This is a genomic window from Agrobacterium sp. CFBP 3001 (assembly GCF_027871605.1).
GTDB lineage: Bacteria > Pseudomonadota > Alphaproteobacteria > Rhizobiales > Rhizobiaceae > Agrobacterium > Agrobacterium leguminum.
The window spans coordinates 23390-49448 of record NZ_JAQAHD010000015.1 but is presented as its reverse complement, the minus strand read 5'-3'; the positions used below and the strand labels follow the sequence as shown (position 1 = coordinate 49448).

Here is a 26059-nt window from a genome sequence, read left to right as displayed (position 1 = left end):
TCGGGAGAACAGGGAGGATGGAACATGGTCGAGATTGGATCCGGCGCCGGGCAGGTCATTCAGCCCGCTGAAGTCGAGGACGTCGAGCTTTATCATCCGAAAAGCTGGTGGACGAAATATGTCTTCAGCCAGGATGCCAAGATCATTGCCATTCAATATTTCCTGACAGCCATCGCAATAGGCATGGTGGCGCTGGTGCTTTCCTGGCTGATGCGGCTGCAGCTCGCTTTTCCCGGCTATTTCTCCTTCATCGATGCGGAACATTATTATCAGTTCATCACCATGCATGGCATGATCATGGTGATCTACCTGCTGACTGCATTGTTTCTCGGCGGTTTCGGCAACTACCTGATCCCGCTGATGCTCGGCGCGCGCGACATGGTGTTTCCCTATGCCAATATGCTGAGCTACTGGCTCTACCTTTCCGCCGTCCTTGTGCTGGTGGCCGGTTTCTTCGCACCCGGCGGGCCGACGGGCGCCGGCTGGACGCTCTATCCGCCGCAGGCGCTTCTTTCGGGAACGCCGGGCGGGCGCGACTGGGGCATCATCCTGATGCTGTCATCGCTGATCCTGTTCATCATCGGCTTTACTTTGGGCGGGCTGAATTACGTCGTCACCGTGTTGCAGGGACGCACGCGGGGCATGACGCTGATGCGCATGCCATTGACGATATGGGGCATATTCACGGCGACGGCCATGGCGCTGCTCGCTTTCCCGGCGCTCTTCGTCGCCGCGGTCATGATGCTGTTCGACCGGCTGCTCGGCACGAGCTTCTTCATGCCGGCCATCGTGGAGATGGGCGAACAATTGAAGCAGGAGGGCGGCAGTCCCATCCTGTTCCAGCACCTGTTCTGGTTCTTCGGCCATCCGGAAGTCTATATCGTCGCACTTCCCGCCTTCGGCATCGTCTCGGATCTGATCAGCACCCATGCGCGCAAGAATATCTTCGGCTACCGCATGATGGTCTGGGCGATCGTCATCATCGCGGCGCTGAGCTTCGTCGTCTGGGCGCATCATATGTATGTCAGCGGCATGAACCCGAATTTCGGGTTCTTTTTCGCAACCACGACGCTGATCATCGCCGTGCCGACGGCGATCAAGGTCTATAACTGGGTGCTGACGCTCTGGCGCGGGGATATCCATCTCACCCTGCCGATGCTGTTTGCGCTCGCCTTCATCGTCACATTCATCAATGGCGGATTGACGGGTCTCTTCCTCGGCAATGTCGTCGTCGATGTGCCGCTTTCGGATACGATGTTTGTGGTCGCCCATTTTCATATGGTGATGGGGGTCGCGCCGATCATGGTGATCTTCGGTGCGATTCACCACTGGTATCCGAAAGTCACGGGCCGGATGCTGAACGAGGCGATGGGGCACGTCCATTTCTGGATCACCTTTCTCGGTGCCTATGCCATCTTCTTCCCGATGCATTATCTCGGGCTGATGGGGGTGCCGCGCCGCTATTACGAGCTGGGCGAAACGGCTTTCATTCCAGATTCGGCGCACACGTTGAACATATTCATCACCGTGGCCGCGCTCATCGTCGGTGCGGCTCAACTGCTGTTCGTGTTCAATCTCGAGTGGAGCCTGCGCTGGGGCAAAAAGGCGGTCGGCAATCCGTGGCGGGCCACGACACTGGAATGGCAGACGCCGCAGACCCCGCCGGTTCATGGCAACTGGGGCAAGGAACTGCCGGTCGTTTATCGCTGGCCGTATGATTACAGCGTGCCCGGCGCGGCTGAGGACTTCCTGCCGCAAAACCAGCCGGCGGCTGCCGGGCCTCCCGAAAGGGCCCTGTCATGAGCGCCATCCTCGTCTTCATGGCCGGGATCGCCGGCATCATCGGCTGGTGGATGGCGCGGCAGCGGCTGGCCTCGAAGCCCTGGCTGGAAGTCGGTTTGGCAGGCGATGCGCAGCAGATGCAGGGATCGTCGGCGACGATTGCGAAAGTCGGACTTGGGATATTTCTGGCGGTTGTCGGTGCGTTGTTCACCTTGCTCATCAGCGCCTATCTCGGCCGCATGGGCGGCGCCGACTGGTGGGGTATCCCGATCCCCAGACTGTTATGGGTGAATACTGCGGCGCTTGCCGCCAGCAGTCTGGCGCTGCAATGGGCGAAAACCGAAGTCCGTCCAGATCATCGCGACAGGCTGAATGCGGCTCTTGTGACAGCCTTTGCGACGGCTGTTTTCTTTGTCGCCGGTCAATTCCTGGCGTGGCGGCAACTCATCTCCGCAGGCTATGTTCTGGCGGATAACCCATCGAACAGCTTCTTCTACATGATCACCGGCCTGCACGGCCTGCATATATTGGGCGGGCTTTTCGTGCTTGGACGCACCGCAATCCGTGCCCGGAGCGAGCCCTTGTCGGCAAGGATGCTCCTGAGTGTGGAGCTGTGCGTCATCTACTGGCATTTCATGCTGGTCGTCTGGCTGGTTCTTTTTGCGCTTTTCGCCGGCTGGGCGAACAGTTTCGTCGATCTCTGCCGTCAATTGGTCACCTGAGGAGTGTCGATCATGGCCGCATCCATGGAGGAAAGACCGGTAAGTGATCCGCATCTGCGGCCGGCGGGATTGCGCGGCATCGCCGCCGATCTGTCATCGGACCAGCGGGCGTTCAAGAACGTCTCCTGGGGCAAGGCGATGATGTGGATATTCATCCTGAGCGATATCTTCATTTTCGGCTGTTTCCTGCTGGCCTATATGGCGGCGCGCATGTCGGCCACCGCGGACTGGCCCAATCCGAGCGAGGTTTTCGCGCTCACGATTGCCGGCAGGCACATTCCGCTGATCCTGATTGCCATCATGACCTTTGTTCTCATCAGCAGCAGCGGCACGATGGCCATGGCCGTCAACTTCGCATATCGCCGCGACCGTCGCAAAACCGCCGCGCTGATGGTGGCGACGGCAGCGCTTGGAGCGACATTCGTGGGAATGCAGGCATTCGAATGGAGCAAGCTGATCGCGGAGGGCGTTCGCCCCTGGGAAAACCCGTGGGGTGCGGCGCAGTTCGGTTCGGCTTTCTTCATGATCACGGGCTTTCACGGCACCCATGTGTCCATCGGCGTCCTGTTTCTTCTCATCGTCGCGCGCAAGGTGTGGCGGGGAGATTTCGATGAGGAAAGGCGGGGGTTCTTCACCAGCCGCAAGGGGCAATACGAGATCGTCGAGATAACCGGGCTCTACTGGCACTTCGTGGATCTGGTGTGGGTCTTTATCTTCGCATTCTTCTATCTGTGGTGAGTGAGGATGGCATTATGGCACAGCAACAGTCACAACAGGGACAGCAGCATCCGATAAGACTTTACATGGTGGTCTGGGGACTGCTTTTCGTCCTCAGCGCCTTCTCCTATATGGTCGATTATCTTGGCATTCAGAGCTATCCGAGATGGTCTCTCATCATCCTGTTCATGATCCTGAAGGCGGGGCTGATCATGGCGATTTTTATGCACATGGCCTGGGAACGGCTGGTCCTGGTCTACGCCATCCTGCTTCCGCCGGTTCTTGTGCTCGTCTTCGCAGCCCTGATGGCCTCGGAATCCAGCTATACGGCTCTTACCCGGCTGACCTTCATGGGGGCGGGTTCCTAGAACAGAGGCAAGATTTTCAGGATTGTGGAAGCAGCACGCCGACGGCGAATTCCTCTTCGGTTGCGACGTGGCCGGCCTGAGTCTTGCGATATTCGCTGGGGGTGAAACCGCGCTCGGCTCGTAGCGTGCGGGAAAGGTGCGGCGCATCGCAAAAACCGGTGGCGAGCGAAATCTGGGTGATGCTGTCACGCGTCGTGCGCAGCAGCGACAGAGCGCGATCCAGTCGAAGCTCGAGATAGACCTTCGAAGGCGTTGCGCTGAGGTCGTTCAGGAAACGCCGTTCGAGGCTGCGGCGGCCAAGGCCGAGATCATTCGCCAGTTCCAGCACGGTTCTCGGAACCTCGATATTCTGCTGCATCCGCAGGATTGCTTTTTTGACGAGGGGATCGTTGGCCTTGCGCGTGCTCTGCTGGCCGGGTTGAGGCTTTTCGCCGCTCAGCGCGCTGTCGATCATCATGATGTTGAGGCTTTTGATGGCGGCGGACTGGCCGACATGACGCTCGACGAGGAAGGCTGCCAGATGCGCTGCGCCGTGGCCACCGGAACAGGTCAGTCGGTCGCGGTCGATGACGAAGATCTGATCGGAGATCATCTGGACGGTATCGAAACGGTCGAGAAAATCCTGACGGTGGAACCAGCTTACGCAGCAGCGATAACCATCGAGCAGGCCGGCCTCGTGCAGGATGAAAACGCCGGTGCATAGCCCGACGATGGGAACGCCCGCCGCCGCCCGTTCCTTCAGGAAGCGCAGCGCCTCCTGCGGCAGGGCGCTGTGATCGCTGATCAAACCGCCGACAACGACGATATAGTCGTAGTGCCCGGCGTCCATCAGCCGTGTATCCGGCTGCACCTTCACGCCGCAACTCGATTGTACGCTGCTCATGGTCGCCGAGAGCACCGACCATTCGCACAGGATAGGCCGCGAACGGTCCGCCTCATCGGCCGCAAGGCGCAGCACATCGACGAAATTCGCGAAGGCCGACAGCGTGAAGCGGTCGGCAAGCAGGAAGGCGACGCTGAGGCGTTTTCTGGCGCGGGATGAGGTCATGACGCAAATATTCATGCAAACAGACGCGATTGTCCAGCCGGGGCGCGGCAAATGCTCCTAGCTTTTGCGACACGAGATTTTCCAACCATCGGGTCCGCTCATGACGCGTTTTAATGCTTTCAATCTTTTGCGGAATGCCGTGACCGGCCACAAGAACTGGGACGAGCAATGGCCCGACAGTCAGCCGAAAGCCGAATATGACGTGGTCATCGTCGGCGCCGGCGGCCATGGTCTGGGCGCTGCCTATTATCTGGCCAGCCAGCACGGCATCACCAATGTCGCTGTCATCGACAAGGGCTGGCTCGGCGGCGGCAATACCGGCCGCAACACCACGATCATCCGCTCGAACTATCTCTATGACGAGAGCGCCCGTCTTTACGATCACGCCGTCGATCTGTGGGAGAATTTGAGCCAGGAATTGAACTACAACGTCATGTATTCAAGGCGCGGCGTGCTGATGCTGGCGCATAACGTCCATGACGTGCAGAGCTTCAAGCGCCACATCCATTCCAACCGTTTGAACGGCGTCGACAATCGCTGGCTCACCCCGGAAGAATGCAAGGAATACTGCCCGCCGCTCAGCATTGCGCCGAATGCCCGCTATCCGGTCATGGGCGGCGCGCTTCAGGAACGGGCCGGCACGGCGCGCCACGATGCGGTCGCCTGGGGTTATGCGCGCGGCGCTGCCGCCCGCGGCGTCGATATCATCCAGAACTGCCCGGTCACGGCCATTCGCCGCAATGCCGATGGCTCGGTCGCGGGCGTCGAGACGGCGAGGGGCTTCATCAAGGCGAAGAAGGTCGCGGTTTCCGCCGCCGGCCACACCTCGGTCGTCATGGACACGGCCGGCGTGCGCCTGCCGCTCGAAAGCTATCCGTTGCAAGCGCTGGTGTCGGAGCCGATCAAGCCGATCTTCCCCTGCGTGGTCATGTCGAACGCGGTTCACGCCTATATCAGCCAGTCCGACAAGGGCGAGCTGGTGATCGGTTCAGGTACGGACCAATATACCTCCTATTCGCAGCGCGGCGGCCTGCCGCTGATCGAGCATACCATCGCGGCCATCGTCGAGATCTTCCCGATCTTCAACCGCATGCGGATGCTGCGCAAATGGGGCGGCATCGTCGATGTGACGCCGGATCGCTCGGCCATTCTCGGCAAGACGCCGGTTGCCGGCCTTTACGTCAATTGCGGCTGGGGTACCGGCGGTTTCAAGGCCACGCCCGGCGCTGCCCATACCTTCGCCTGGACCATCGCCAAAAACGAACCGCACCCGATCAACGCGCCTTTCACGCTGGAACGCTTCCGTTCCGGCCGCCTGATCGACGAGGCCGCCGCCGCAGCCGTGGCGCACTGAGGATACGACGATGCTTTTGATCCGCTGCCCGTATTGCAACGAAACACTGCCGGAAGCCGAATTCACCTATGCCGGGCAGGCCCATATTACCCGCGCCGCCGATCCCTCGTCGCAGACCGATGAGCAATGGGAAGAATTCCTGTTCATCCGCGAAAACGTCAAGGGCCCGCATTTCGAGCGCTGGCGGCACCTGCATGGCTGCGGCCGCTTTTTCAACGCCGTGCGCGACACGGTGAGCGACCGTTTCCTCACGACCTATCGGGCGGGCGAGCCGCGTCCTGAACTTTCTTCCCTGACCCGTGCACCAGCCAGTTCCGAGGTGTCGAAATGAACTCTTATCGCGTTTCCGGCCGTGGCCGTGTGGATGCCGCCCGCTCCGTGAGCTTCACCTTCGACGGCAAGACCTATCGCGGTGTGAAGGGCGATACGGTCGCCTCCGCACTTCTCGCCAATGGCGTGCATCTGATGGGCCGCTCGTTCAAATACCACCGCCCGCGCGGCCCGGTGGCGGCGGGTTCCGAGGAGCCGAATGCGCTGATCGGCACCCGCCGCGGCGCCGGACGTTTCGAACCGAACACCCGCGCCACGGTGCAGGAAATCTGGAACGGGCTGGAAACCACCTCGCAGAACAAATATCCGAGCCTGAAATTCGATATCGGCGCGGTCAACGACATGGCCTATATGCTGTTTTCGGCGGGCTTCTATTACAAGACCTTCATGTGGCCGAAGAGCTTCTGGAACAAGGTCTACGAGCCCTTCATCCGCGCGGCTGCGGGTCTCGGCGTTTCGCCGACGGAGGAGGACCCCGACACCTATGCCTCGCGCAACCTGCATTGCGATGTGCTGATCGTCGGCGCCGGTCCCGCGGGTCTCGCGGCAGCGCGTGCGGCGGCGGTCGATGGTCTGAAGGTCGTGCTGGTCGATGAAAATGCCGAAGCCGGCGGTACGCTTCTGTCCGAGCCGCAGGCGAAGATCGACGGCAAGCCCGCATGGAACTGGCTGGCGGAAGAGTTGAAGGCGCTGAAAGAGCGCGGCGTCAGGGTGATGACCCGCACGACGGCGATTGCCTATTACCACCAGAACATGATCGGCCTTTGCGAAAAGCTGACCGACCATCTGGAAACCGTGCCGAAAGATACGCCGCGCGAGCGCCTGTGGCGCGTTCGGGCGCGCCAGGTGGTGCTGGCGCAGGGCGCGCTGGAAAAGCCGCTGGTCTTCCACGGCAACGACCGTCCGGGCGTGATGCTGGCGGGGGCTGCCCAGACCTATCTCAACCGTTACGGCGTCAAGGTCGGTAACCGGCCGGTGGTGGCGACGAGCCATGACAGCGCCTGGTATGCCGCCTTCGATCTTCAGGGCGCGGGTGCCCGTGTTCAGGCCATTGTCGATACCCGCGCCAAGGTGCGCGAGGAACTGGTGAACGAAGCGCGCGCGCTCGGCATTCCGGTCAAGCTGTCGCATACGGTCACGGCGACCTCGGGCCGGCTGCGGGTCAAGTCCGTCCGGGTCAATGCGGTTAATGGCGCGTCGGTCGGTGCGGGACAGGAGATTGCCTGTGATGCGGTGCTGATGTCGGGCGGCTGGACGCCGTCGCTGCATCTCTTTTCCCATACGCAGGGCAAGATCGCCTGGGACGATGAACGGACTACGTTCCTTCCTGCCCTCACTAACGAGGATTGCGTCATTGCCGGGGCCGGGCGAGGGCTGTGGGGCATCGAGGCCGCGTTGAAGGACGGTGCGGAACGGGGTCGCGAAGTCGCCGCCGCACTCGGCAAGGTCGCCAATAGTTCCAGCCATGCGGTGGAACATGACCGTACCGGCAACGGCGTCTCGCACACGGAACTGCCGAGCGACCGCGATGCCGGCAAGGCCAAGGCCTTCGTGGATTACCAGAATGACGTGACCGCCAAGGATCTGCGGCTTGCCGTGCGTGAGGGCATGCGTTCCATCGAGCATGTCAAGCGCTATACCACCAATGGCATGGCGACCGATCAGGGCAAGATGTCCAACATCAACGGCCTCAACATCGCGGCAGAAGCGCTGGGCAAGCGCCAGCCGCAGGTGGGGCTGACCACCTTCCGTCCGCCCTATACGCCAACGACCTTCGGCGCTTTTGCGGGTTATCACCGCGGTGCGCATTTCGAAGTGACGCGCAAGACGCAGATCGACGGTTGGGCTGAGGAGCACGGCGCGGTTTACGAGCCGGTCGGGCAATGGCGTCGCGCCTGGTATTTCCCGAAGCCGGGCGAAGACATGGATGCGGCGGTCAGCCTTGAATGCCGGGCGGTGCGCCAGAGCGTTGGCATTTTCGATGCCTCGACGCTCGGCAAGATCGAGGTGGTCGGTCCCGATGCGGTCGAGTTCATGAACCGCATGTATACCAATCCCTGGACGAAGCTTGCCGCCGGCCGCTGCCGTTATGGCCTGCTGCTCGGCGATGATGGCTTCATCCGCGATGACGGCGTCATCGGCCGCATGACCGAGGACCGTTTCCATGTCACCACCACAACCGGCGGCGCCGCCCGCGTGCTGAACATGATGGAGGATTACCTCCAGACCGAATGGCCCGATCTCAATGTCTGGCTGACCTCGACCACCGAACAGTGGTCGACCATTGCGCTGAATGGCCCGAACGCGGCAAAGCTGCTCGCGCCGCTGGTGCAAGGCGTCGAACTGACGGAAGAGGCTTTCCCGCATATGTCCTGCATGGAATGCACCGTGGCCGGCATGCCGGCGCGGCTGTTCCGCGTCAGCTTCACCGGCGAGATTGGCTTCGAGGTCAATGTGCCGGCGCCGCTCGGCCGCAAGCTCTGGGAAATCCTGTGGGAGGCCGGCCAGCAATATGGCATCACGCCTTACGGCACCGAGACTATGCATGTGCTGCGTGCGGAAAAGGGTTACATCATCGTCGGCCAGGACACCGATGGCACGGTTACGCCCTATGATGCGGCGATGGGCTGGGCCGTGGGCAAGAACAAGCCGGATTTCGTCGGCAAGCGCGGCCTTGCCCGCCCCGATCTCGTCGCCAAGGGTCGCCGCCACCTCGTCGGTCTTCTGACCGAAGACCGCTCCAAGCTGGAAGAGGGCGCGCAGATCGTCTTCGATGCGAAACAGCCTATACCGATGAAAATGGTCGGCCACGTTACATCATCCTATCACTCGGACGCCGTCGGCCAACCGATTGCGCTGGCGCTGGTTGAGGGCGGCCATGATCGGATGGGCGAGACCGTCTACATTCCGATGCTGGACCGCACCATTGCCGCGAAAATCGCCGGAATGGTCTTCGTCGATCCCGAAAATACCCGCCTGAAGATTTGACTAGCGCATATCCAGCGAACACAAGTTCGCCAAATATGCTATAACTCTTTGTTTTTGCGCATTTTCCGGACGTAAAGGCGAATTCGCCTTTACTGGAAATGCTCTAGGAGATGACAATGAACATGCGCGTTTCCTCCCCCGTTCCCGGCACGCTGGCCGAGAGCAAAGCAGCCCGGGTCAGCATTCTGGCCGCGCAGGCGCGGCTGTCGCTGCGGGCGCGCGGCGATCTCGCCCCGCTCAGCGCCGCCCTTGGCCTTACCCTGCCGGACCGGATCGGCCTCCGCGCCGCTTCAGGCGACATCGAAGTCCTGCGCCTTGGCCCCGACGAATGGACCGTGCTTGCACCTGTCAGCGCGGTCGACGGGCTGATTGCCGCCTGCGCAGGCGTTTACGCCAGCCATCCGCATAGTCTCGTCGATATTTCCGGACGAGAAGTGACGCTCCTGATCGAAGGTCCCCAGGCCGCCGAATTGCTGACGCTGGGCTGCGCCCGCGACATCGACACGATTGCCGTCGGTGAGGGACGCCGGACGATTTTCGATGGCGTCAGCGTGGTGCTCTGGCGCGATGCGGAAAACCGTTTCCGCATGGATATCTGGAACAGTTTCGTATCGCATCTTGGCCATCTGCTTGAAACCGGCTGCAAGGAACTTGCGGCGGACATCGCCTGATCTCGAAGGAGGAAACAATGCTCAACCGACTGTCGCATAATACCGTTTCGGACACGGTGATCGCCGACGCCATCGCCGAGGAACTCGACCGCCAGAAGACGCAGATCGAGCTGATCGCTTCGGAAAACATCGTCTCCGCCGATGTTCTGGCGGCGCAAGGCTCGGTGCTGACCAACAAATATGCCGAGGGCTATCCCGGCAAGCGTTATTACGGCGGCTGCGAATTTGTCGATAAGGTCGAGGCGGTCGCCATCGACCGGCTGAAGCAGCTCTTCGGCGCGGAATTCGCCAATGTGCAGCCGCATTCCGGTGCGCAGGCCAATCAGGCGGTGTTTCTGGCGCTGCTTCAGCCCGGCGACCGGATCATGGGGCTTTCACTGGCCCATGGCGGCCACCTGACGCATGGTTCGCCGGTGACCATGTCCGGCAAATGGTTCGATGTCGTCTCCTATGAGGTCGACGCCGAAACCCATCTGATCGATATGGAGAAGGTGCGGGCACGGGCGCTGGAGACGAAACCGAAGCTGATCGTGGCCGGCGCATCGGCCTATCCGCGCCAGATCGATTTCGCCGGCTTCCGCAGAATAGCCGACGAAGTCGGCGCTTGTCTGATGGTGGACATGGCCCATTATGCGGGGCTGATCGCCGGCGGCAAATATCCGAACCCTGTGTCGCACGCCCATGTGGTCACCTCCACCACCCACAAGACCCTGCGCGGTCCGCGCGGCGGCGTTATCCTCACCAACGATGCCGATCTCGCCAAAAAGCTCAATTCGGCGGTATTCCCCGGCAATCAGGGCGGTCCGCTGATGCATGTCATCGCCGCCAAGGCTGTGGCTTTCGGTGAGGCGCTGCGCCCGGACTTCGCGGATTATGCCGGTCAGGTCATCGCCAATGCGCAGGCGCTTGCCGCCGTGCTGACAAAGGGCGGTCTGGGGATCGTCTCTGGCGGAACCGACAGCCATATGGTGCTGGTCGATCTGCGCCCGAAAGGCGTGACCGGCAAGATCGCCGAAATCGCGCTGGAACGGGCGGGGCTCACCTGCAACAAGAACGCCATTCCCAACGATCCGGAAAAGCCCTTCGTCACCTCGGGTATCCGGCTCGGCAGCTCCGCCGGCACCACGCGCGGCTTTGGCGTCGCCGAATTCGAACAGATCGGTGCGCTGATCCTGCGTGTCATCGATGCGCTGGCGGCGAATGCCGAGGGTGATGCCGCAATCGAGGCCGACGTGCGGGCGCAGGTCGCAGCGCTTTGCGACGCCTTCCCGATCTACGGTTCGTAAGCGGCCCTGCCGGGCTTCGGCAAGTCTCAATCGCCGTCCTGGCCACGGCCGGCGGTTCATCGGCAATCGGCGCGAAAGCGCGGGCGATCCGTCCGCGCCGCAAAGACCCAGGGGAGCAGGATTTGACCACCTATATCATGAAAGTCGCGTGTCCGGCGCGCAGAGGCATCGTCGCCGCCGTCTCCGGTTATCTTGCCCGGTCCGGCTGCAACATCAACGACAGTTCGCAATTCACCGATCAGGAGACCGGCCGCTTCTTCATGCGGCTGAGCTTCGTTTCCGAACAGGGATCGGGACGCGATGCACTGCTTGACGGGTTCGGTCCCGTCGCGGCCGATTTCGATATGGATTATGATATTCATGACCTTTCGCGAAAGACGAAGGTCGTCATCATGGTCTCGCGATTCGGTCATTGCCTGAACGATCTGCTGTATCGCTCCCGCATCGGTGCGCTGCCGGTCGAGATCGTCGCCGTAATTTCCAATCATCTTGATTATCAGAAGCAGGTGGTGAATGAGGATATTCCCTTTCACCACATTCGTGTCACGCCGGAAACGAAGCCCGAGGCGGAAGCTGCGATCCTGCAGGTGGTGCAGGATACCGGAGCGGAGCTCGTCGTGCTGGCACGCTACATGCAGGTCCTGTCGGACCGGCTGTGTCAGGAAATGTCAGGCCGTATCATCAACATCCATCATTCCTTCCTGCCGTCTTTCAAGGGCGCCAACCCTTACAAGCAGGCCTATGAGCGCGGCGTGCGGCTGATCGGCGCGACCGCCCACTACGTCACCGCCGATCTCGATGAAGGGCCGATCATCGAGCAGGATACGATCCGCGTGACCCATGCCCAGAGTGCGATGGATTATGTCAGCCTCGGCCGGGATGTGGAAAGCCAGGTTCTTGCACGGGCCATCCACGCCCATATTCATCACCGGGTCTTTCTGAACGGAAACAGGACGGTCGTCTTTCCCGCGTCTCCCGGAGAACATGTGTCCGAACGCATGGGCTGAATGCGCAATTCCAGCCCATGAAAATTCGGGTTTATCCCGAGCGGCTTCTCGCCCGGGATGGCCTTGATTCTCTGTCCTTACTCCGCGGGCTGCTGCATTGCAGCTACCGGGCCGGACCGTATGCGATCTCCGGAGAGGCTGCGCTGCCCGAGCGCGATGATGGCGACTGTCGAAAGGCTTGCGGCGACGGACACCCAGAAACCGTTATCCGGGCCGAAATTGTCGATCACCCAGCCGGAGACGAAGGCGCCGAGCGCCATGCCGATACCGATGCCGGTCATTACCCAGGTCACGCCTTCCGTCAGCATCGATTCCGGCACGCGGCGTTCTATCAGGCCGAACGAGGTGATGAAAATCGGCGAGATTGCAACGCCGCTGAGGAAAACGGCGAAAGCGAGAAGTGCTACCGAGGTGTTGGCGACAAGCAGCGGCAGGGCGGTGAGTGCAAGCACGCTGACGGCGATCAGCAATTGCCGTTGCAGCGGCATTTTGGGGTTGAGCGCGCCGAGAATGAGGCCGACCACGAAGGAGCCAATGGCATAGACGCCGATGACGAGGCTGGCGGCTTCCGGTTGACCAAGCGCCTTGGTGATTGCGACGGCGCTTACCTCGGCCGTGGCGAAAGTGGAGCCGACGAAGATCAGCGCGAGCGTGATGATCTGAACCGGGCGCAGGAAGATGGCCGAACGCTGCCGGCGGCCGCTTTCAACCGGTCGCACCTTGGGCTCGGTCGAGCGTTGCAGGAGGAAGGCAAAGGTGCCAAGCGCCAGGAAGGTGGTGCTGATCATCATGCCCGCTTCCGGAAAGAGCGAAACCGCAAGGCCAACGGAAAGCGAGGCGCCGGAGATGTAGACAAGTTCGTCGGCGGCGGATTCAAAGGCGAAGGCGGTGTTCAACTCCGGCCGGTCGCGGAAGATTTCCGTCCAGCGGGCGCGCATCATGGCGGGAATGCTCGGCATGGCGGCGGCGAGGAAGGCGGAAAGGAACAGTGTCCAGGCGGGCCATCTCTGATTTGTCGCGATAATCAGCGCCGCAAAGGCGATGACCGAGACGATGGTGGCGGGGATGAGGACCTTGCTCTGCCCCTTGCGGTCCACCAGCCGGGAGATTTGCGGGGAGAGGGCGGCATTGGTCAATGCGAAGGTTGCCGAGACGGCGCCGGCCAGCCAATATTCGCCATGAGTCTGGGAAAGCATGGCGACGATGCCGATCGGGGCCATGGCAATGGGAAGGCGGGCGAAGAAACCGGCGGCGGAAAAGCCTTTTGCGCCTGGAGCCCGGAAAATTTCTCTGTATGGATTAGACATCGGGATGCACCTTGTTCTAAGGGTGTCCACCACATACATACGTGGCGTATGTGAATGAGATAATTGCATACGACGCGTATGTCAACTAATATACGCGTCGTATGTGGAAAATGGAGAAGAAATGCGCAAACCTCGCAGTGAAATGATTGCCGAGACGCGGGCGAAGCTTCTGGCTGCCGGCCGCAAGGCCTTTGGCAGCATCGGTTATGCGGAAGCGTCGATGGACGACTTCACCGCCGAAGCCGGTCTCACCCGTGGCGCGCTCTATCACCATTTCGGCGACAAGAAAGGCCTGTTGCTGGCGGTTGTGGCCGAGATCGATGCGGAGATGACGAAGAGGCTCTGTGACATCTCCTCGAGGGCCGCGACCCGATGGGAGGGTTTCGTCGAGGAGAATGTCGGTTATGTGCGCATGGCTCTCGAACCGGAAATCCAGCGGATCATGTTTCGTGACGGGCCGGCCGTGCTCGGCGATCCGTCGCGCTGGCCGAATGCCAATGGCTGTATCTCGGCTGTCGCCCGAAGCCTGGATGCGCTCCGGGAAGAAGGCACCATCGGCGACATCGATCCGGAGGCATGCGCCCGCTTCATCAATGCGGCGAGCAGCAGCGCCGCCCAATGGATAGCCAATTCCGACGACCCGGAAACGACCTCGAAACGGGCTGTCGGAAGTTTCCGAACCTTTCTGGAGGGATTGCGGGTCAGGAAAGACTGACCCGCAAAGCTGCCGATCTGTTATTCCGCGTCGGCTGGGCGATCATCACGGAAAATGTGTAGAAAGATCTGGAATAGACACAGATCATGTTATTGGTAGCACTTGTTGTGACACTCATGAGGCCAAGGTGATGGTCGGCAAGAAGTCAGACAAAGTCTCCGGAAGCGAGCCATCGGTTGCGACGCCGAAGCTTCTGTCGGGCGGCAATCCCCAGATTGCAAAAGGATATGGCGACACCCCGGTGCAGGCCTATATCGCCGCCATGCCGGGTTGGAAAAGCGCGGTGGGTGGCCGTATCGACAGGTTGATCGAAGGTGTCGTGCCCGGTGTGCGCAAGGCTGTGAAGTGGAATTCGCCCTTTTACGGCATGGAGGACGACATCTGGTTCCTCAGCCTTCACTGCTTCACGAAATATATCAAGGTGACCTTCCTTAACGGCGCATCCTTGCAGCCCTTGCCGCCCGGCACTTCCAAACATCCGAAAGTCCGTTACCTCGATATCCGCGAGGATGCGTTCGATGAAGCGCAGTTCGTGGAGTGGGTGAGGCAGGCAAGCGTGTTGCCCGGCGAAAAAATGTGAGCGAACGGGTTTACCGGTCCCAGAGGCTTTCAAGCACGCGATGATCGCGAAATGGGCGGACGAATCATGCCGGTTTTCCTGCCTCTTGAGGATAGTGTCGCGCCGCGGATGATGAGAAATCGCGGGCTGTCCGATACAGTTTTTCCGGAGCGAAGAAAAACCGGCCGTTCCGGCCGATTTCTGTTTACTTTTGCCGGGGTTGCACGCCATCACGCTCACTGAATTCGCTGCCAGACGTATCGCAAACCACGGAGGATGAGATGAAGGCACTGGTGCTGGAAGAAAAGGGCAAGCTCTCGCTCAGGGATTTTGACATTCCGGGTGGAGCAGGATCCGGTGAACTCGGGCCCAGGGATGTGCGCATCCGCACCCACACGGTCGGTATCTGCGGCTCGGACGTCCATTATTACACCCATGGCAAGATCGGTCATTTCGTCGTCAACGCGCCGATGGTGCTCGGCCATGAAGCGTCTGGAACGGTGATCGAAACCGGCGACGAGGTGACGCATCTGAAGGTGGGCGACCGCGTCTGCATGGAGCCCGGCATTCCCGATCCCACATCGCGCGCCTCCAAGCTCGGCATCTACAATGTCGATCCGGCTGTCCGCTTCTGGGCGACGCCGCCCATCCATGGCTGCCTGACGCCTGAGGTCATTCATCCCGCCGCCTTCACTTATAAGCTGCCCGATAACGTGTCTTTTGCCGAAGGCGCCATGGTCGAACCTTTCGCCATCGGCATGCAGGCGGCGCTTAGGGCACGTATCCAGCCGGGCGATATCGCTGTCGTCACGGGGGCAGGTCCGATCGGCATGATGGTAGCGCTGGCGGCGCTTGCCGGCGGTTGCGCCAAGGTCATCGTTGCCGATCTCGCCCAGCCGAAGCTCGATATCATCGGTGCATATGATGGCATCGAAACCGTCAACATCCGCGAACGCAATCTCGCCGAGGCCGTCTCGGCGGCGACCGACGGCTGGGGCTGCGATATCGTCTTCGAATGCTCGGGCGCAGCACCCGCCGTGCTCGGCATGGCAAAGCTGGCGCGGCCGGGCGGCGCGATCGTGCTGGTCGGCATGCCTGTCGATCCGGTTCCGGTCGATATTGTCGGCCTGCAGGCCAAGGAACTGCGGGTCGAAACGGTTTTCCGTTATGCCAATGTTTACGACCGGGCAGTTGCGCTCATCGCCTCCGGCAAGGTTGATCTGAAGCCGTTGATTTCCGCGACCATTCCCTTTGAAGACAGCATTGCCGGTTTCGACCGTGCGGTTGAAGCACGGGAAACGGATGTGAAACTGCAGATCGTGATGCCGCAGTAACGAAGCAAGCCGCTGATGATTGAGCGGCAAAGACGTTGCGGAAAAGTATGAGTGTAGCCTGCCGGCATCCGGCAGGCTACACGTCAAAATTTCAACGAAAATCGCTTCTGGTTGCGCATTGTTTGAGCGCATCACGCCAAATTGAGCGGAAAAATCGGTCTCGTCGCCGCGTCTATGGTCAGCCCTTTCGGGCGACTCTTCAATTTTCGACAAAAAAGAGTCAAAAAAGTATCGGCAATTTCTTCGGCGTGATGTGGATATACCGCAGCCGCCCGCCATATGCTCCTCATCAACGCCTGGGACGAGCCATAAAGAGGAAATGGCTCCTGTCCGCAAATACGGCGGACGCGACTGATGGGAGGAACTATGATGCAGCCCGATCTGGAACTGGTGCACATCCGCAAGGGCGAATCTTTCGCCGCCTGGCGGCATGGCTATCCGTTCCGTACCGTGCGCTGGCATTATCATCCCGAATACGAAATCCATCTGGTCGTCGCCACGTCAGGCACGTTTTATATCGGTGATTTCGTCGGCCGTTTCGGCCCCGGTCAGCTCATCATGACCGGTCCCAATCTCCCCCAGAACTGGATCAGCGAGATCGAGCCGGACGAAATCGTGCCGACACGTTCCCTCGTGATCCAGTTTCCGGAGGCTTTTATCGAGGATGCCTGCACCTCCATGTCCGAGATGGAGGTGGTGCGTGCGCTGCTGGACCGCAGCCGCCGCGGCATTCTGTTCGACGATGAGACAAGCGATCGCGTTCGTCCGCTGATCCTTCGGCTGATCGAGGCGCAGGGGCTGACGCGGCTCGCGCTTTTCTGGGAAATTCTCGATCTGCTGGTCAACGCGCCGTCTTCCGAGGTGCTTGCAAGCCTGAGCTACGAGCTGGACCTGACCGGCATTGGCGACAGCGGCATCAACCGCGCGCTGTCGCATCTGCGCCAGCACCTGACCGAACAGGTCGAGGAAATCGACCTCGCCGACATGGTGGGCCAGAGCCAGAGCGCCTTTTCCCGCGCCTTCAAGCGTCACACGGGAACGACGCTGGTGCGGTATCGCAATCAGTTACGCATTGATCTTGCCTGCCAGATGCTGCTGGCGGATCAGGACGTGAAGGTGGCGGAGGTCTGCTACGATGTGGGCTTCTCCAATCTTTCGAATTTCAACCGGCATTTCCTGAAATTGAAGGGAATGTCGCCGTCGAGGTTCCGCACGATATTCGCAGCCCAGAAGGCAGCGGTCATGGCGGATTAAACCAGCGACACATCGCCAATTTCTAAGAATTCGGGCAGAGGGCTGTCCGGAAACGGGGTCTTGTTGCCCCAATTTTCCAACCGGGAGGAAGAGTGAGATGAAAATGAAGTCCAAGTTTCTGATGGCGACAGCCGCAATTGCAATGATGCCGCTCCGGCGCTGGCGCAGGAAAAGCTGAAGATCGGCATGACCTTCCAGGAGCTGAACAACCCCTATTTCGTGTCGATGCAGGAAGCGCTGAAGGAAGCCGCCGCAAGCATCGGCGCAGATGTCGTCGTGACCGATGCCGGCCACGATGTGGCAAAGCAGATTTCCGACGTCGAAGACATGCTGCAGCAGAAGATCGATATCCTGCTTCTGAACCCCACCGACAGCGCCGGCATCGAAGCCGCCGTTCACGCTGCCAAGGCTGCTGGCGTAATCGTCGTTGCGGTTGACGCCAACGCAAACGGCCCGGTCGACACCTTCGTCGGCTCGAAGAACCGTGACGCGGGCTACAAGTCGTGCAAGCATCTCGGTGACGCGCTCGGCGGCAAGGGTGAAGTCGCGATCCTCGACGGTATCCCGGTCGTTCCGATCCTGCAGCGCGTCGAAGGCTGCAAGGCAGCTCTCGCCGAATTCCCCGAGATCAAGCTGGTCGATACGCAGAACGGCCGTCAGGACCGCTCCGTTGCTCTCGGCGTCGTTGAAAACATGATCCAGTCGCGTCCGAACCTCGCCGGTATCTTCTCGGTGAATGACGGCGGTGCGATGGGCGCTCTGGCTGCGATCCAGGGTTCCGGCAAGGACATCAAGCTGACCTCGGTCGACGGTGCTCCGGAAGCTGTGAAGGCGATTGCCGAGGGTGGTCCTTTCATCGAAACCACCGCGCAGTTCCCGCGTGACCAGGTTCGCGTTGGCCTTGCCATGGCGCTCGCCCAGAAGTGGGGCGCTCGCGTCGTGCCGAAGGAAGTTCCGATCGACGTCATGGTCGTCGATAGCAAGAACGCCGGCGAGTTCAGCTGGTAAAGAACTCCTCCCAGGCCCCGTCCCCATCTAGTATGGGGGCGGGGTTAAATCCCGACCATTGAGGAGGGTGAAATGCTGGAACTGAATGGAATAAGAAAAAGCTTTGGCAAGATCGAAGTCCTGCGCGGCGTCGACCTTGAGGCGCGCGCCGGTGAGGTGCATGCGCTTCTGGGCGAAAACGGCGCCGGCAAATCGACGCTGATGAAAATCCTGTGCGGCATTTTGCAGCCATCCGAGGGAACGATCCGCATCGACGGCAAGGATCGCCGCTTCGCCAATTACGATGAGGCGATTGCCGCCGGCGTCGGCATCGTGTTTCAGGAATTCAGCCTGATCCCCTATCTCAACGCCGTTGAAAACATGTTCCTTGCCCGCGAAATTCGCGGGCCGCTTCGCCTTTTGAACAAGGGCGCCATGCGCAAGCGCGCGGCCGAGATCATGAGCCGTCTGGCCGTGGATGTTCCGCTCGACGTGCCGGTGCATCGGCTCTCCGTCGCCCAGCAGCAATTTGTCGAAATCGCCAAGGCGCTGTCGCTTGATGCGCGCATTCTCGTGCTCGACGAGCCGACGGCGACGCTCACCCCCTCCGAGACGGAACACCTGTTCAAGGTCATGCGCGAGCTGCGGCGTCAGGGCGTGGCTATCATCTTCATTTCGCATCACCTCGAAGAAATATTCGAGATTTGCGACCGCATCACTGTCCTGCGCGATGGCGAGTTGATCGGCTCCTGCCTGACGTCGGAGGTCGATAATGACCGTCTGGTCGAGATGATGGTCGGCCGGCGCATCGAAGCCAGTTTCCCGCCGAAGCCAGAGCTCGATCCTTCCGCCGCAAAGGTTATCGAGGTGGAAGAGCTGCAATTGAAGAAGGGCGGTCCTGTCTCGCGTTTCGCGCTGCGCAAGGGCGAAATTCTTGGTTTTGCCGGGCTTGTCGGCTCGGGCCGTACGGAAACTGTTCTCGCCATGCTCGGGGCGCATTCAGCCTCGCGTCGCAAGATCAAGCTCGATGGTGTGGAGACGCGTTTTTCCGGCCCTGATGAAGCGCTGATGCGCGGCATCGGCCTGCTGCCGGAAAGCCGCAAGGAGGAGGGGCTGATTACCAGCTTCTCCATCCTGCAGAATATTTCGCTCAACAATTACCGCAAATACCGCAAGGCCCACTGGTTCCTCGATCTCAAAAAGGAACTGGAACACACGACAAAGGCCATGGCGCAGGTGCAGGTGAAGGCGCAGGGGCCTTATGCCCGCGTCGACACGCTATCGGGCGGCAACCAGCAGAAGATCGTCATCGCCCGCTGGCTGAACCATGACATGCGCGTGCTGATCTTCGATGAGCCGACACGCGGCATCGATGTCGGCGCTAAGGCGGAAATCTATGCGCTGATGCGGGAATTCGCCGCCAGGGGCCATTCGATCATCATGATCTCCTCGGAGCTGCCGGAAGTGATCGGCATGTCCGACAGGGTCTGCGTCTTCCGTTCCGGCGGCATCGTCGCCACGGTCGAGGGAGACGACATCAATTCAGAAACAATAATGACAAACGCCACCACCGGGAGAGTTGAACATGTCGCTTGATGCAAACACCGGCGTTGCCGCGAAAACGGGCGGTTTCAGTCTCAGCGCCATGCTGCGTTCGCCGCTTGCCCTGCCTCTGGCGGGCCTGATTGTCGTATCGATCCTCATGGGGCTTGCGAGCGACAATTTCTTCAGCCTCAACAACATCATGAACGTGCTGCGGCAGGTTTCTGTCGTCGGCATCCTCGCCGTCGGCATGACCTTCGTCATCCTCACCGGCGGCATCGACCTGTCGGTCGGTGCGGTCATGGCGCTGATCGGAACGTTGTCAGCTGGCCTGATGGTGAATACCGGCCTCTCGCCTGCAATTGCCCTGCCGGCCGGCCTGTTCATTGGTCTCGGCATCGGCATCTTCAATGGCGCGCTCGTCGCCTGGGGCAAGATGCCGGCGATCATTGTCACGCTCGCCACCATGGGCATGGCGCGTGGCCTCGGCCTCATCTATTCCGGTGGCTACCCCGTCAGCGGCATTCCGAGCTGGATTTCCTGGTTCGGCGTCGGCCGTATCGGCGTCGTTCCGGTGCCGGTCGTCATCATGGTGGCGATCTATGCCATCGCCTGGGTGCTGTTGCAGCGCACGGCTTTCGGCCGCCATGTCTATGCTCTCGGCGGAAACGAACTGGCGGCCCGCCTTTCGGGCGTGAAGACGCAGCGCGTCAAGCTCGCCGTCTATGGCATTTCGGGTGTGACGGCCGCTTTCGCCGCGCTCATCCTCACCGGTCGCCTCATGAGCGGTCAGCCCAATGCTGGCGTCGGCTTCGAACTGGACGCCATCGCAGCGGTGGTTCTCGGCGGCACGGCGATTGCCGGCGGCAGGGGCCTCATCCTCGGCACGCTCATCGGTGCGGTGCTGCTCGGCATCCTCAATAACGGCCTCAACCTGATGGGCATCAACCCCTATCTGCAGGATGTCATCAAGGGCGGCATCATCCTGCTGGCCATCTATATCGGGCGCGAATGGCGCTGAGCCGGCCCGGAAACATCTTCATAAACGCAGGAGAATTAAATGTCTGAATCGCTGCAAGGCAAGATTGCGGTCATCACCGGCGCCGCATCCGGCATCGGGCTTGCCACCACCGAAGCGCTGCTGGAGCAGGGCGCAACCGTGGTCATGGTCGACTGGAATGAGAAAGCCTTGAATGATCTGGTCGCCAAGCTCGGCGACCGCGCCATCCCGCAGGTCACCAATCTGTTGGATGCCGACAGCTGCAACGCGATGATCCCCGAGATCCTCAAAAAGGTCGATCATATCGACATTCTCTATTGCAATGCCGGCACCTATATCGGCGGCGATCTCACCGAAACGACGCCGGAAGCCATCGACAAGATGCTTAACCTCAACGTCAACGCCGTCATGAAGAATGTTCATGCCGTCGTGCCGCATATGTCTGAGCGCAAGACCGGCGATATCATCGTCACCTGCTCGATTGCCGGCCACTTCCCCACCTATTGGGAGCCGGTCTATTCGGGCTCGAAATGGGCGATCACCAGCTTCGTGCAGGGCATGCGCCGCCAGATGATCCCGCACGGCGTGCGCGTCGCGCAGGTGTCTCCCGGCCCGGTCGTTTCCGCACTTCTGGCGGACTGGCCGGAGGAAAACCTCCGCAAGGCCAAGGAATCGGGCAGCCTTATCGACGCGAGCGAAGTGGCCGATGCCGTTGTCTACATGCTGACGCGCAAACGCACGGTCACCATCCGCGACATGCTGGTCTTGCCGACCAACTTCGACCGCGTTTAAAAATCTCTGGAGCGGCGGGACAACCGGAAACGGTCCCGCCGCTCAACCCTGTTCAAGCACCGGATGATCCGCTCCGAGGAGTATCGCAAATGGCTTCCTATCTGATTGGCGTCGATGTCGGGACCGGCTCGGCGCGCGCCGGTGTCTTCGACGTATCGGGCAAGCTTCTCGCCACCGCCAAACGCCCGATCGGCATGCATCGCGAGGATGGCGGCATTGCCGAACAATCGAGCGGCGAAGTATGGCAGGCCGTTTGCGACAGCGTCCGGGAAAGCGTTTCCCGCGCCGGCATCGATCCCGCCGAGGTCGCCGGTATCGGTTTCGATGCCACCTGCTCGCTGGTGGTGCGTGGACCGGAAGACGGGACCCTGCCGGTTGGCGCGCCCGATCATCCCGAGCGCGACATCATCGTCTGGATGGATCACCGCGCCGTCGAACAGGCGGAGCGCATCAATGCCGGCGAACACGCCGTGCTGAAATATGTCGGCGGCCGTATTTCCCCGGAAATGCAGACGCCGAAACTGCTGTGGCTCAGCGAAAACAGGCCGGACATCTATGCCCGGGCAGAGCACTTCTTCGACCTCACGGACTTTCTGACGTGGAAGGCTTCGGGAGCGCTCGATCGCTCCGCCTGCACGGTGACCTGCAAATGGACTTATCTGGCCCATGAGAACCGTTGGGATGCGGAATATTTCACCCGCATCGGGCTTGGCGACCTCGCCGAACAGGGTTTTCGCCGCATCGGTCAAAGTGTCGTCCATCCCGGCACGGCGCTGGGTAACGGTTTGACGGAAGACGCTGCAAAAGCCATGGGTCTGGTTGCGGGAACCGCGGTTGCGGCAGGTCTGATCGACGCCCATGCCGGCGGCGTCGGCACGGTGGCCGCGGGCGGCGATGCGTCGCGATGCCTCGGTTATGTTTTCGGCACTTCGTCCTGCACCATGACGACCACCACCGAACCCGCCTTCGTGCCCGGCGTCTGGGGACCCTATTATTCCGCCATGGTTCCGGGCGCGTGGCTCAATGAAGGCGGCCAGTCCGCTGCCGGCGCTGCCATCGATTATCTCGTGCAACTGCACCCGGCCTATGCAGAGGCGAAGGCGCTTGCCGCTAAGGAAGATAAAGCATTGCCGGTTTGGCTCGCTGACCGGGCGCTCAATCTTGCCGCATCCGCGTCCGCTGCCGCAAAGATCGCCGAGGATTTTCACGTGGTCCCGGAATTTCTCGGTAACCGCGCGCCCTTTGCCGATCCCCATGCCCGCGCCGTCATCGCCGGTTACGGCATGGAGACGGGTGTGGATTCCCTTGTCGCGCTTTATGTGGCCGGCCTTCTCGGCCTCGGTTACGGGCTTCGCCAGATCATCGAAACGCAGGCCCGCAATGGTGCGCCGGTGGAAACCATCAGCGTCAGCGGCGGGGCGGGTGCGCATCCGCTTGCCCGGCAGCTGCTGGCGGACGCGACGGGGCTTCCCGTGGAACTGACTGAATGCGAGGAGCCGGTGCTTCTCGGCTCGGCCATGCTGGGCGCCGTCGCCGCCGGAACCTATCGGGACCTGATGGTCGCCATGCCCGCGATGTCGCGTATCGACAGCTGTGCTGCGCCAGATCCAGATTTTCAGAAGGTTCATCAGGCGCGTTACGACGCGTTTCTGGCGCTGCAAAATGCGGCGCGCGCCATTCGTTTTGCCAGCCATTCCTGAGCGCTGTCAAAAGTTTAGATCATCCGGCCGTCATGGCCGCAAAATAAAGAGGATTCCATGCAGTTTTCCGGAAAATCCGTCATCATCACCGGCGCAGGCAAAGGCATCGGCCGCGCCTGCGCTCGCCTGATGGCCGCGCGCGGTGCGGAAGTGGTGGCGATCAGCCGCACCCAGTCCGATCTCGACAGCCTGAAAAGCGAAATCGGCGGCCGTTCGATCCGCGTCGATCTTGCCGATGTCGCGGCCACCCGCGCCGCCATGAAGGAAGCGGGCCCTTGCGATTTCCTGATCAACAGCGCCGGCATCAACGTGCTCGAAAGCGTGCTGGATATGAGCGATGCGGGTTATGAAGCCATTCTCGGCATCAACCTGCGCGCGGCCTTGGTCGCATGTCAGGAATTTGCCCGCGCCCGCGTTGCAAAGGGCGGCGGCGGCGCCATCGTCAACATCACCTCCATCGCCGGTCACCGCGGTTTTCAGGATCACCTCTGCTACGCAGCCTCCAAGGCCGGGCTGGAAGGGGCGACCCGCGTTCTTGCCAAGGAGCTTGGCCCGCACGGCATCCGCGTCAACGCGGTTGCACCGACCATCACCCTCACCGAACTGGCCGCGGAAGCATGGAACGATCCGGCGAAAAGCCAGCCGATGATGGTTCGCCATCCGCTCAACCGGTTTGCCGAAGCGGAAGAGGTGGCTCAAAGCATAGCGCTGCTCCTGTCGGATGATAGCCGCATGATTTCCGGAGCCGTATTGCCGGTCGATGGCGGTTTCCTCGCCGTTTGATGTGCGTAGGGGAAGTCTGACGCGCAAACGCCTGCCCGAAATAAAAGAACGCCCGGCAAACAGCCGGGCGCTCCTCTTAATGAATGACAACGCTGTTAATGACGATGCTCGGGCATGTCCTTCAGCTGGTCCTTGGTCCATGAAGTGACCGCGTGGACATCGCCGTCCTCATCCCGCATGAAATCAAGATCGCTGAGCGGTACTGCGACCGGCTTTGCGCCGATACCAAGAAAGCCGCCGACATCGATGATGGCGGTGCTGCCGGCCCCGACGCCGTGGACATGATCCACCTTGCCGACCTTGTGATCGTCTGCACCATAAACGGTGGCGCCTTCAAGAACGGAGGGCGTCAGTTCGGTTTCAACCAGGCGTACGTGATTGGTGTGATCCATTGTTCTTGCTCCTGTCTTGGTTTGCAGAAAACAAACTCCTCGACTGCAAAACCGTTCCATCGAATGTCGACGGGCCGGTGCCAGTCGCTGAGGACCGGTCATTTCTCATCGGTACATTGTTGGGGTTTGCGACGGGCGGTTCCGAAAAGGTTGCGGAATGGTCACACCTTTTCTTCGGAAGACAAGTTTTCGCTAAATTGCAACCGCTAAAGTTGTTGCGATGACGTGTCTGGATGTTATCTCTGCGTCAGGTTGAATCATCAAGGGGATGAGGGATGAAAAAGTTGGGGGCGGTTTTGCTGGTGGCTCTTTTGAGCGCATGTGCAAAGCCATCTGACGGACCGACCGCAGGCAATATCCGATCTGCGACCTTCCCTCGAACCAACGAAAAAATCCCCGTCATCGAGCTGGCGAATGCACCGGCGGCGACGGTATCCGCCGGAAGCCTGCAGAATGCCTCCGGCCCCGGCCTCACAGCACTTCGCAACACCGGCTACAACGCCCAGAGATTGCGTCGCGGCGACGTGATCGACATCACCGTGCTCGATACCGGCGAAGACGGGCTTTTCTCCCCAACGCAAAGCAAGACGCTCAATCTCGGACGCTTTACGGTGGACCAGAGCGGATCGGTGAATATCCCCTTCGTCGGCAAACAGAGGGTGGTGGATTCGACGCCCGAGGGGCTGCAATCGCAGGTCGTTGCCGGGCTCAAGGGATCGGCCGTGAACCCGCAGGCCGTCGTCACCGTCGTTGACAAGCCGACGAGCGCCGTCATGCTGAGCGGTGCGGTGAAAAATCCCGGAAAAATAACGCTCACCGCCCGTCAGGAGCGGGTGCTCGATGCGCTCAATCAGGCCGGCGGCCCGACCGTCGCTCCGGGCGCTGCCACGGTTACCGTCGTTCGCGGCTCGCACAGGGCGAGCGCGCCGCTTGACCGCGTCATGCGGGAGGACCGCCAGAATATCCGCCTGTCGCCGGACGATCAGATCATGATCGATGGCGATGCGGCGAGCTACACCGCGCTCGGCGCTTTCAAGAGCGCCGGCGAATTCCAGTTCGAAGCCGGAAAACTGACCCTCGCTCAGGCTGTCGGCCGCGCCGGCGGGTTGCTGGATGACCGTGCGGACGCGCGCAATGTCTATGTCTTCCGCAACGAGATCATTCAGGTGCCGTCGGCAACCGTATCGGGCGCGAAAGGCCCGGTCGCGACGGCCACGACCATGCGGCCGGTGATTTATCACGTCAATATGCGCGATGCTTCCAGCATTGCGCTCATGCAGCTCTTCCAGATGCAGAAGGGCGATGTACTCTATGCCAGCAACGCACCGCTGGTGGATTCGGCCAAGCTCCTGACCGTGTTCCAGAAGAGCGTGCCGACGGCGGCAGCACCGCTTCCTGGCAGCGGCAACTGACCAGTGAAG

General features: G+C 60.9%; 23 protein-coding genes and 1 pseudogene. 21 read left to right on the top strand and 3 right to left on the bottom strand.

Annotated elements, in window-relative coordinates; genetic code table 11:
• Positions 1-24: 24 nt before the first annotated feature.
• From PH605_RS18135 to PH605_RS18120, 4 genes are read left to right on the top strand one after another with little or no spacing between them, the layout of a single operon-like run.
• On the top strand, positions 25-1803 hold the full coding sequence (locus PH605_RS18135) for a cytochrome c oxidase subunit I (RefSeq protein WP_142845630.1): 1779 nt from the start codon (positions 25-27) through the stop codon (positions 1801-1803).
• Positions 1800-2504, top strand: a complete 705-nt coding sequence (locus PH605_RS18130) for a cytochrome c oxidase subunit 3 (protein WP_142845629.1) — start codon at positions 1800-1802, stop codon at positions 2502-2504. Before PH605_RS18135 ends, PH605_RS18130 begins: the two co-directional genes overlap by 4 nt.
• A gap of 12 nt (positions 2505-2516) precedes the next feature.
• Positions 2517-3242 carry a heme-copper oxidase subunit III family protein gene (locus PH605_RS18125; RefSeq protein ID WP_078052865.1) on the top strand — a complete coding sequence of 242 codons (726 nt, stop codon included), beginning with the start codon at positions 2517-2519 and terminating at the stop codon, positions 3240-3242.
• Positions 3243-3256: 14 nt separating this feature from the next.
• Complete coding sequence (locus tag PH605_RS18120) at positions 3257-3589, top strand: cytochrome C oxidase subunit IV family protein (protein WP_080857789.1); 333 nt, start codon at positions 3257-3259, stop codon at positions 3587-3589.
• A 16-nt stretch (positions 3590-3605) separates the two neighbouring features.
• On the opposite strand, the gene PH605_RS18115 is transcribed toward PH605_RS18120, so the two are convergent.
• Entirely contained in the window at positions 3606-4652 is a 1047-nt protein-coding gene (locus PH605_RS18115) for a GlxA family transcriptional regulator (protein WP_161987943.1), read from the bottom strand.
• 85 nt (positions 4653-4737) lie between these two features.
• Here PH605_RS18115 and PH605_RS18110 point away from each other — a divergent pair, with 85 nt between their 5' ends.
• The 6 genes from PH605_RS18110 to purU all read left to right on the top strand — a co-directional run bounded on the left by PH605_RS18110 (position 4738) and on the right by purU (position 12273).
• A complete protein-coding gene (locus tag PH605_RS18110) occupies positions 4738-5991 on the top strand; it encodes a sarcosine oxidase subunit beta family protein (RefSeq protein ID WP_078052863.1) in 1254 nt (417 codons plus the stop codon).
• Positions 5992-6001: 10 nt separating this feature from the next.
• Entirely contained in the window at positions 6002-6322 is a 321-nt protein-coding gene (locus PH605_RS18105; RefSeq protein ID WP_003504489.1) for a sarcosine oxidase subunit delta, read from the top strand.
• Positions 6319-9309, top strand: coding sequence for a sarcosine oxidase subunit alpha (locus tag PH605_RS18100; RefSeq protein ID WP_142845627.1), 2991 nt, complete (start codon positions 6319-6321; stop codon positions 9307-9309). The genes PH605_RS18105 and PH605_RS18100 overlap by 4 nt, the downstream gene beginning before the upstream one ends.
• Positions 9310-9425: 116 nt before the next feature.
• On the top strand, positions 9426-9980 hold the full coding sequence (locus PH605_RS18095; protein WP_161987942.1) for a sarcosine oxidase subunit gamma: 555 nt from the start codon (positions 9426-9428) through the stop codon (positions 9978-9980).
• A 17-nt stretch (positions 9981-9997) separates the two neighbouring features.
• Positions 9998-11266: a serine hydroxymethyltransferase gene (gene glyA, locus PH605_RS18090; protein ID WP_142845625.1), complete on the top strand. Its 1269-nt coding sequence runs from the start codon at positions 9998-10000 to the stop codon at positions 11264-11266.
• 122 nt (positions 11267-11388) lie between these two features.
• Positions 11389-12273 (top strand): formyltetrahydrofolate deformylase, encoded by an 885-nt coding sequence (gene purU / locus PH605_RS18085; RefSeq protein WP_142845624.1) that lies wholly within the window; start codon positions 11389-11391, stop codon positions 12271-12273.
• Positions 12274-12350: 77 nt separating this feature from the next.
• On the opposite strand, the gene PH605_RS18080 is transcribed toward purU, so the two are convergent.
• Positions 12351-13580: an MFS transporter gene (locus PH605_RS18080; RefSeq protein WP_142845623.1), complete on the bottom strand. Its 1230-nt coding sequence runs from the start codon at positions 13578-13580 to the stop codon at positions 12351-12353.
• Positions 13581-13701: 121 nt separating this feature from the next.
• Here PH605_RS18080 and PH605_RS18075 point away from each other — a divergent pair, with 121 nt between their 5' ends.
• From PH605_RS18075 to PH605_RS18030, 10 genes and pseudogenes are all read left to right on the top strand, one after another.
• Positions 13702-14295 (top strand): TetR/AcrR family transcriptional regulator, encoded by a 594-nt coding sequence (locus PH605_RS18075; RefSeq protein ID WP_020812322.1) that lies wholly within the window; start codon positions 13702-13704, stop codon positions 14293-14295.
• Between the two features lie 130 nt (positions 14296-14425).
• Positions 14426-14875: a DUF1801 domain-containing protein gene (locus tag PH605_RS18070; protein ID WP_142845622.1), complete on the top strand. Its 450-nt coding sequence runs from the start codon at positions 14426-14428 to the stop codon at positions 14873-14875.
• A gap of 260 nt (positions 14876-15135) precedes the next feature.
• On the top strand, positions 15136-16188 hold the full coding sequence (locus PH605_RS18065; RefSeq protein WP_080857800.1) for an NAD(P)-dependent alcohol dehydrogenase: 1053 nt from the start codon (positions 15136-15138) through the stop codon (positions 16186-16188).
• Positions 16189-16557: 369 nt separating this feature from the next.
• Positions 16558-17442 carry a helix-turn-helix domain-containing protein gene (locus PH605_RS18060; RefSeq protein ID WP_142845674.1) on the top strand — a complete coding sequence of 295 codons (885 nt, stop codon included), beginning with the start codon at positions 16558-16560 and terminating at the stop codon, positions 17440-17442.
• A gap of 97 nt (positions 17443-17539) precedes the next feature.
• Positions 17540-18450 (top strand): annotated as a pseudogene (locus PH605_RS18055) (ABC transporter substrate-binding protein).
• 72 nt (positions 18451-18522) lie between these two features.
• Positions 18523-20025, top strand: a complete 1503-nt coding sequence (locus PH605_RS18050) for a sugar ABC transporter ATP-binding protein (RefSeq protein WP_142845621.1) — start codon at positions 18523-18525, stop codon at positions 20023-20025.
• The gene (locus tag PH605_RS18045; protein ID WP_065654941.1) at positions 20015-20992 is read left to right on the top strand and encodes an ABC transporter permease; all 978 of its coding nucleotides are present in this window, start codon (positions 20015-20017) and stop codon (positions 20990-20992) included. The genes PH605_RS18050 and PH605_RS18045 overlap by 11 nt, the downstream gene beginning before the upstream one ends.
• Positions 20993-21031: 39 nt before the next feature.
• Complete coding sequence (locus PH605_RS18040; protein WP_004438213.1) at positions 21032-21763, top strand: SDR family oxidoreductase; 732 nt, start codon at positions 21032-21034, stop codon at positions 21761-21763.
• 89 nt (positions 21764-21852) lie between these two features.
• Entirely contained in the window at positions 21853-23463 is a 1611-nt protein-coding gene (locus tag PH605_RS18035) for an FGGY-family carbohydrate kinase (protein WP_142845620.1), read from the top strand.
• 57 nt (positions 23464-23520) lie between these two features.
• Entirely contained in the window at positions 23521-24246 is a 726-nt protein-coding gene (locus PH605_RS18030) for an SDR family oxidoreductase (protein WP_142845619.1), read from the top strand.
• A gap of 95 nt (positions 24247-24341) precedes the next feature.
• Here PH605_RS18030 and PH605_RS18025 read toward each other — a convergent pair whose 3' ends face one another.
• Entirely contained in the window at positions 24342-24638 is a 297-nt protein-coding gene (locus PH605_RS18025; RefSeq protein WP_003522015.1) for a PRC-barrel domain-containing protein, read from the bottom strand.
• Between the two features lie 275 nt (positions 24639-24913).
• Between PH605_RS18025 and PH605_RS18020 the strand changes: the two genes are divergently transcribed.
• Complete coding sequence (locus tag PH605_RS18020) at positions 24914-26050, top strand: polysaccharide biosynthesis/export family protein (protein WP_125146534.1); 1137 nt, start codon at positions 24914-24916, stop codon at positions 26048-26050.
• The last annotated feature ends 9 nt before the right edge of the window (positions 26051-26059 follow it).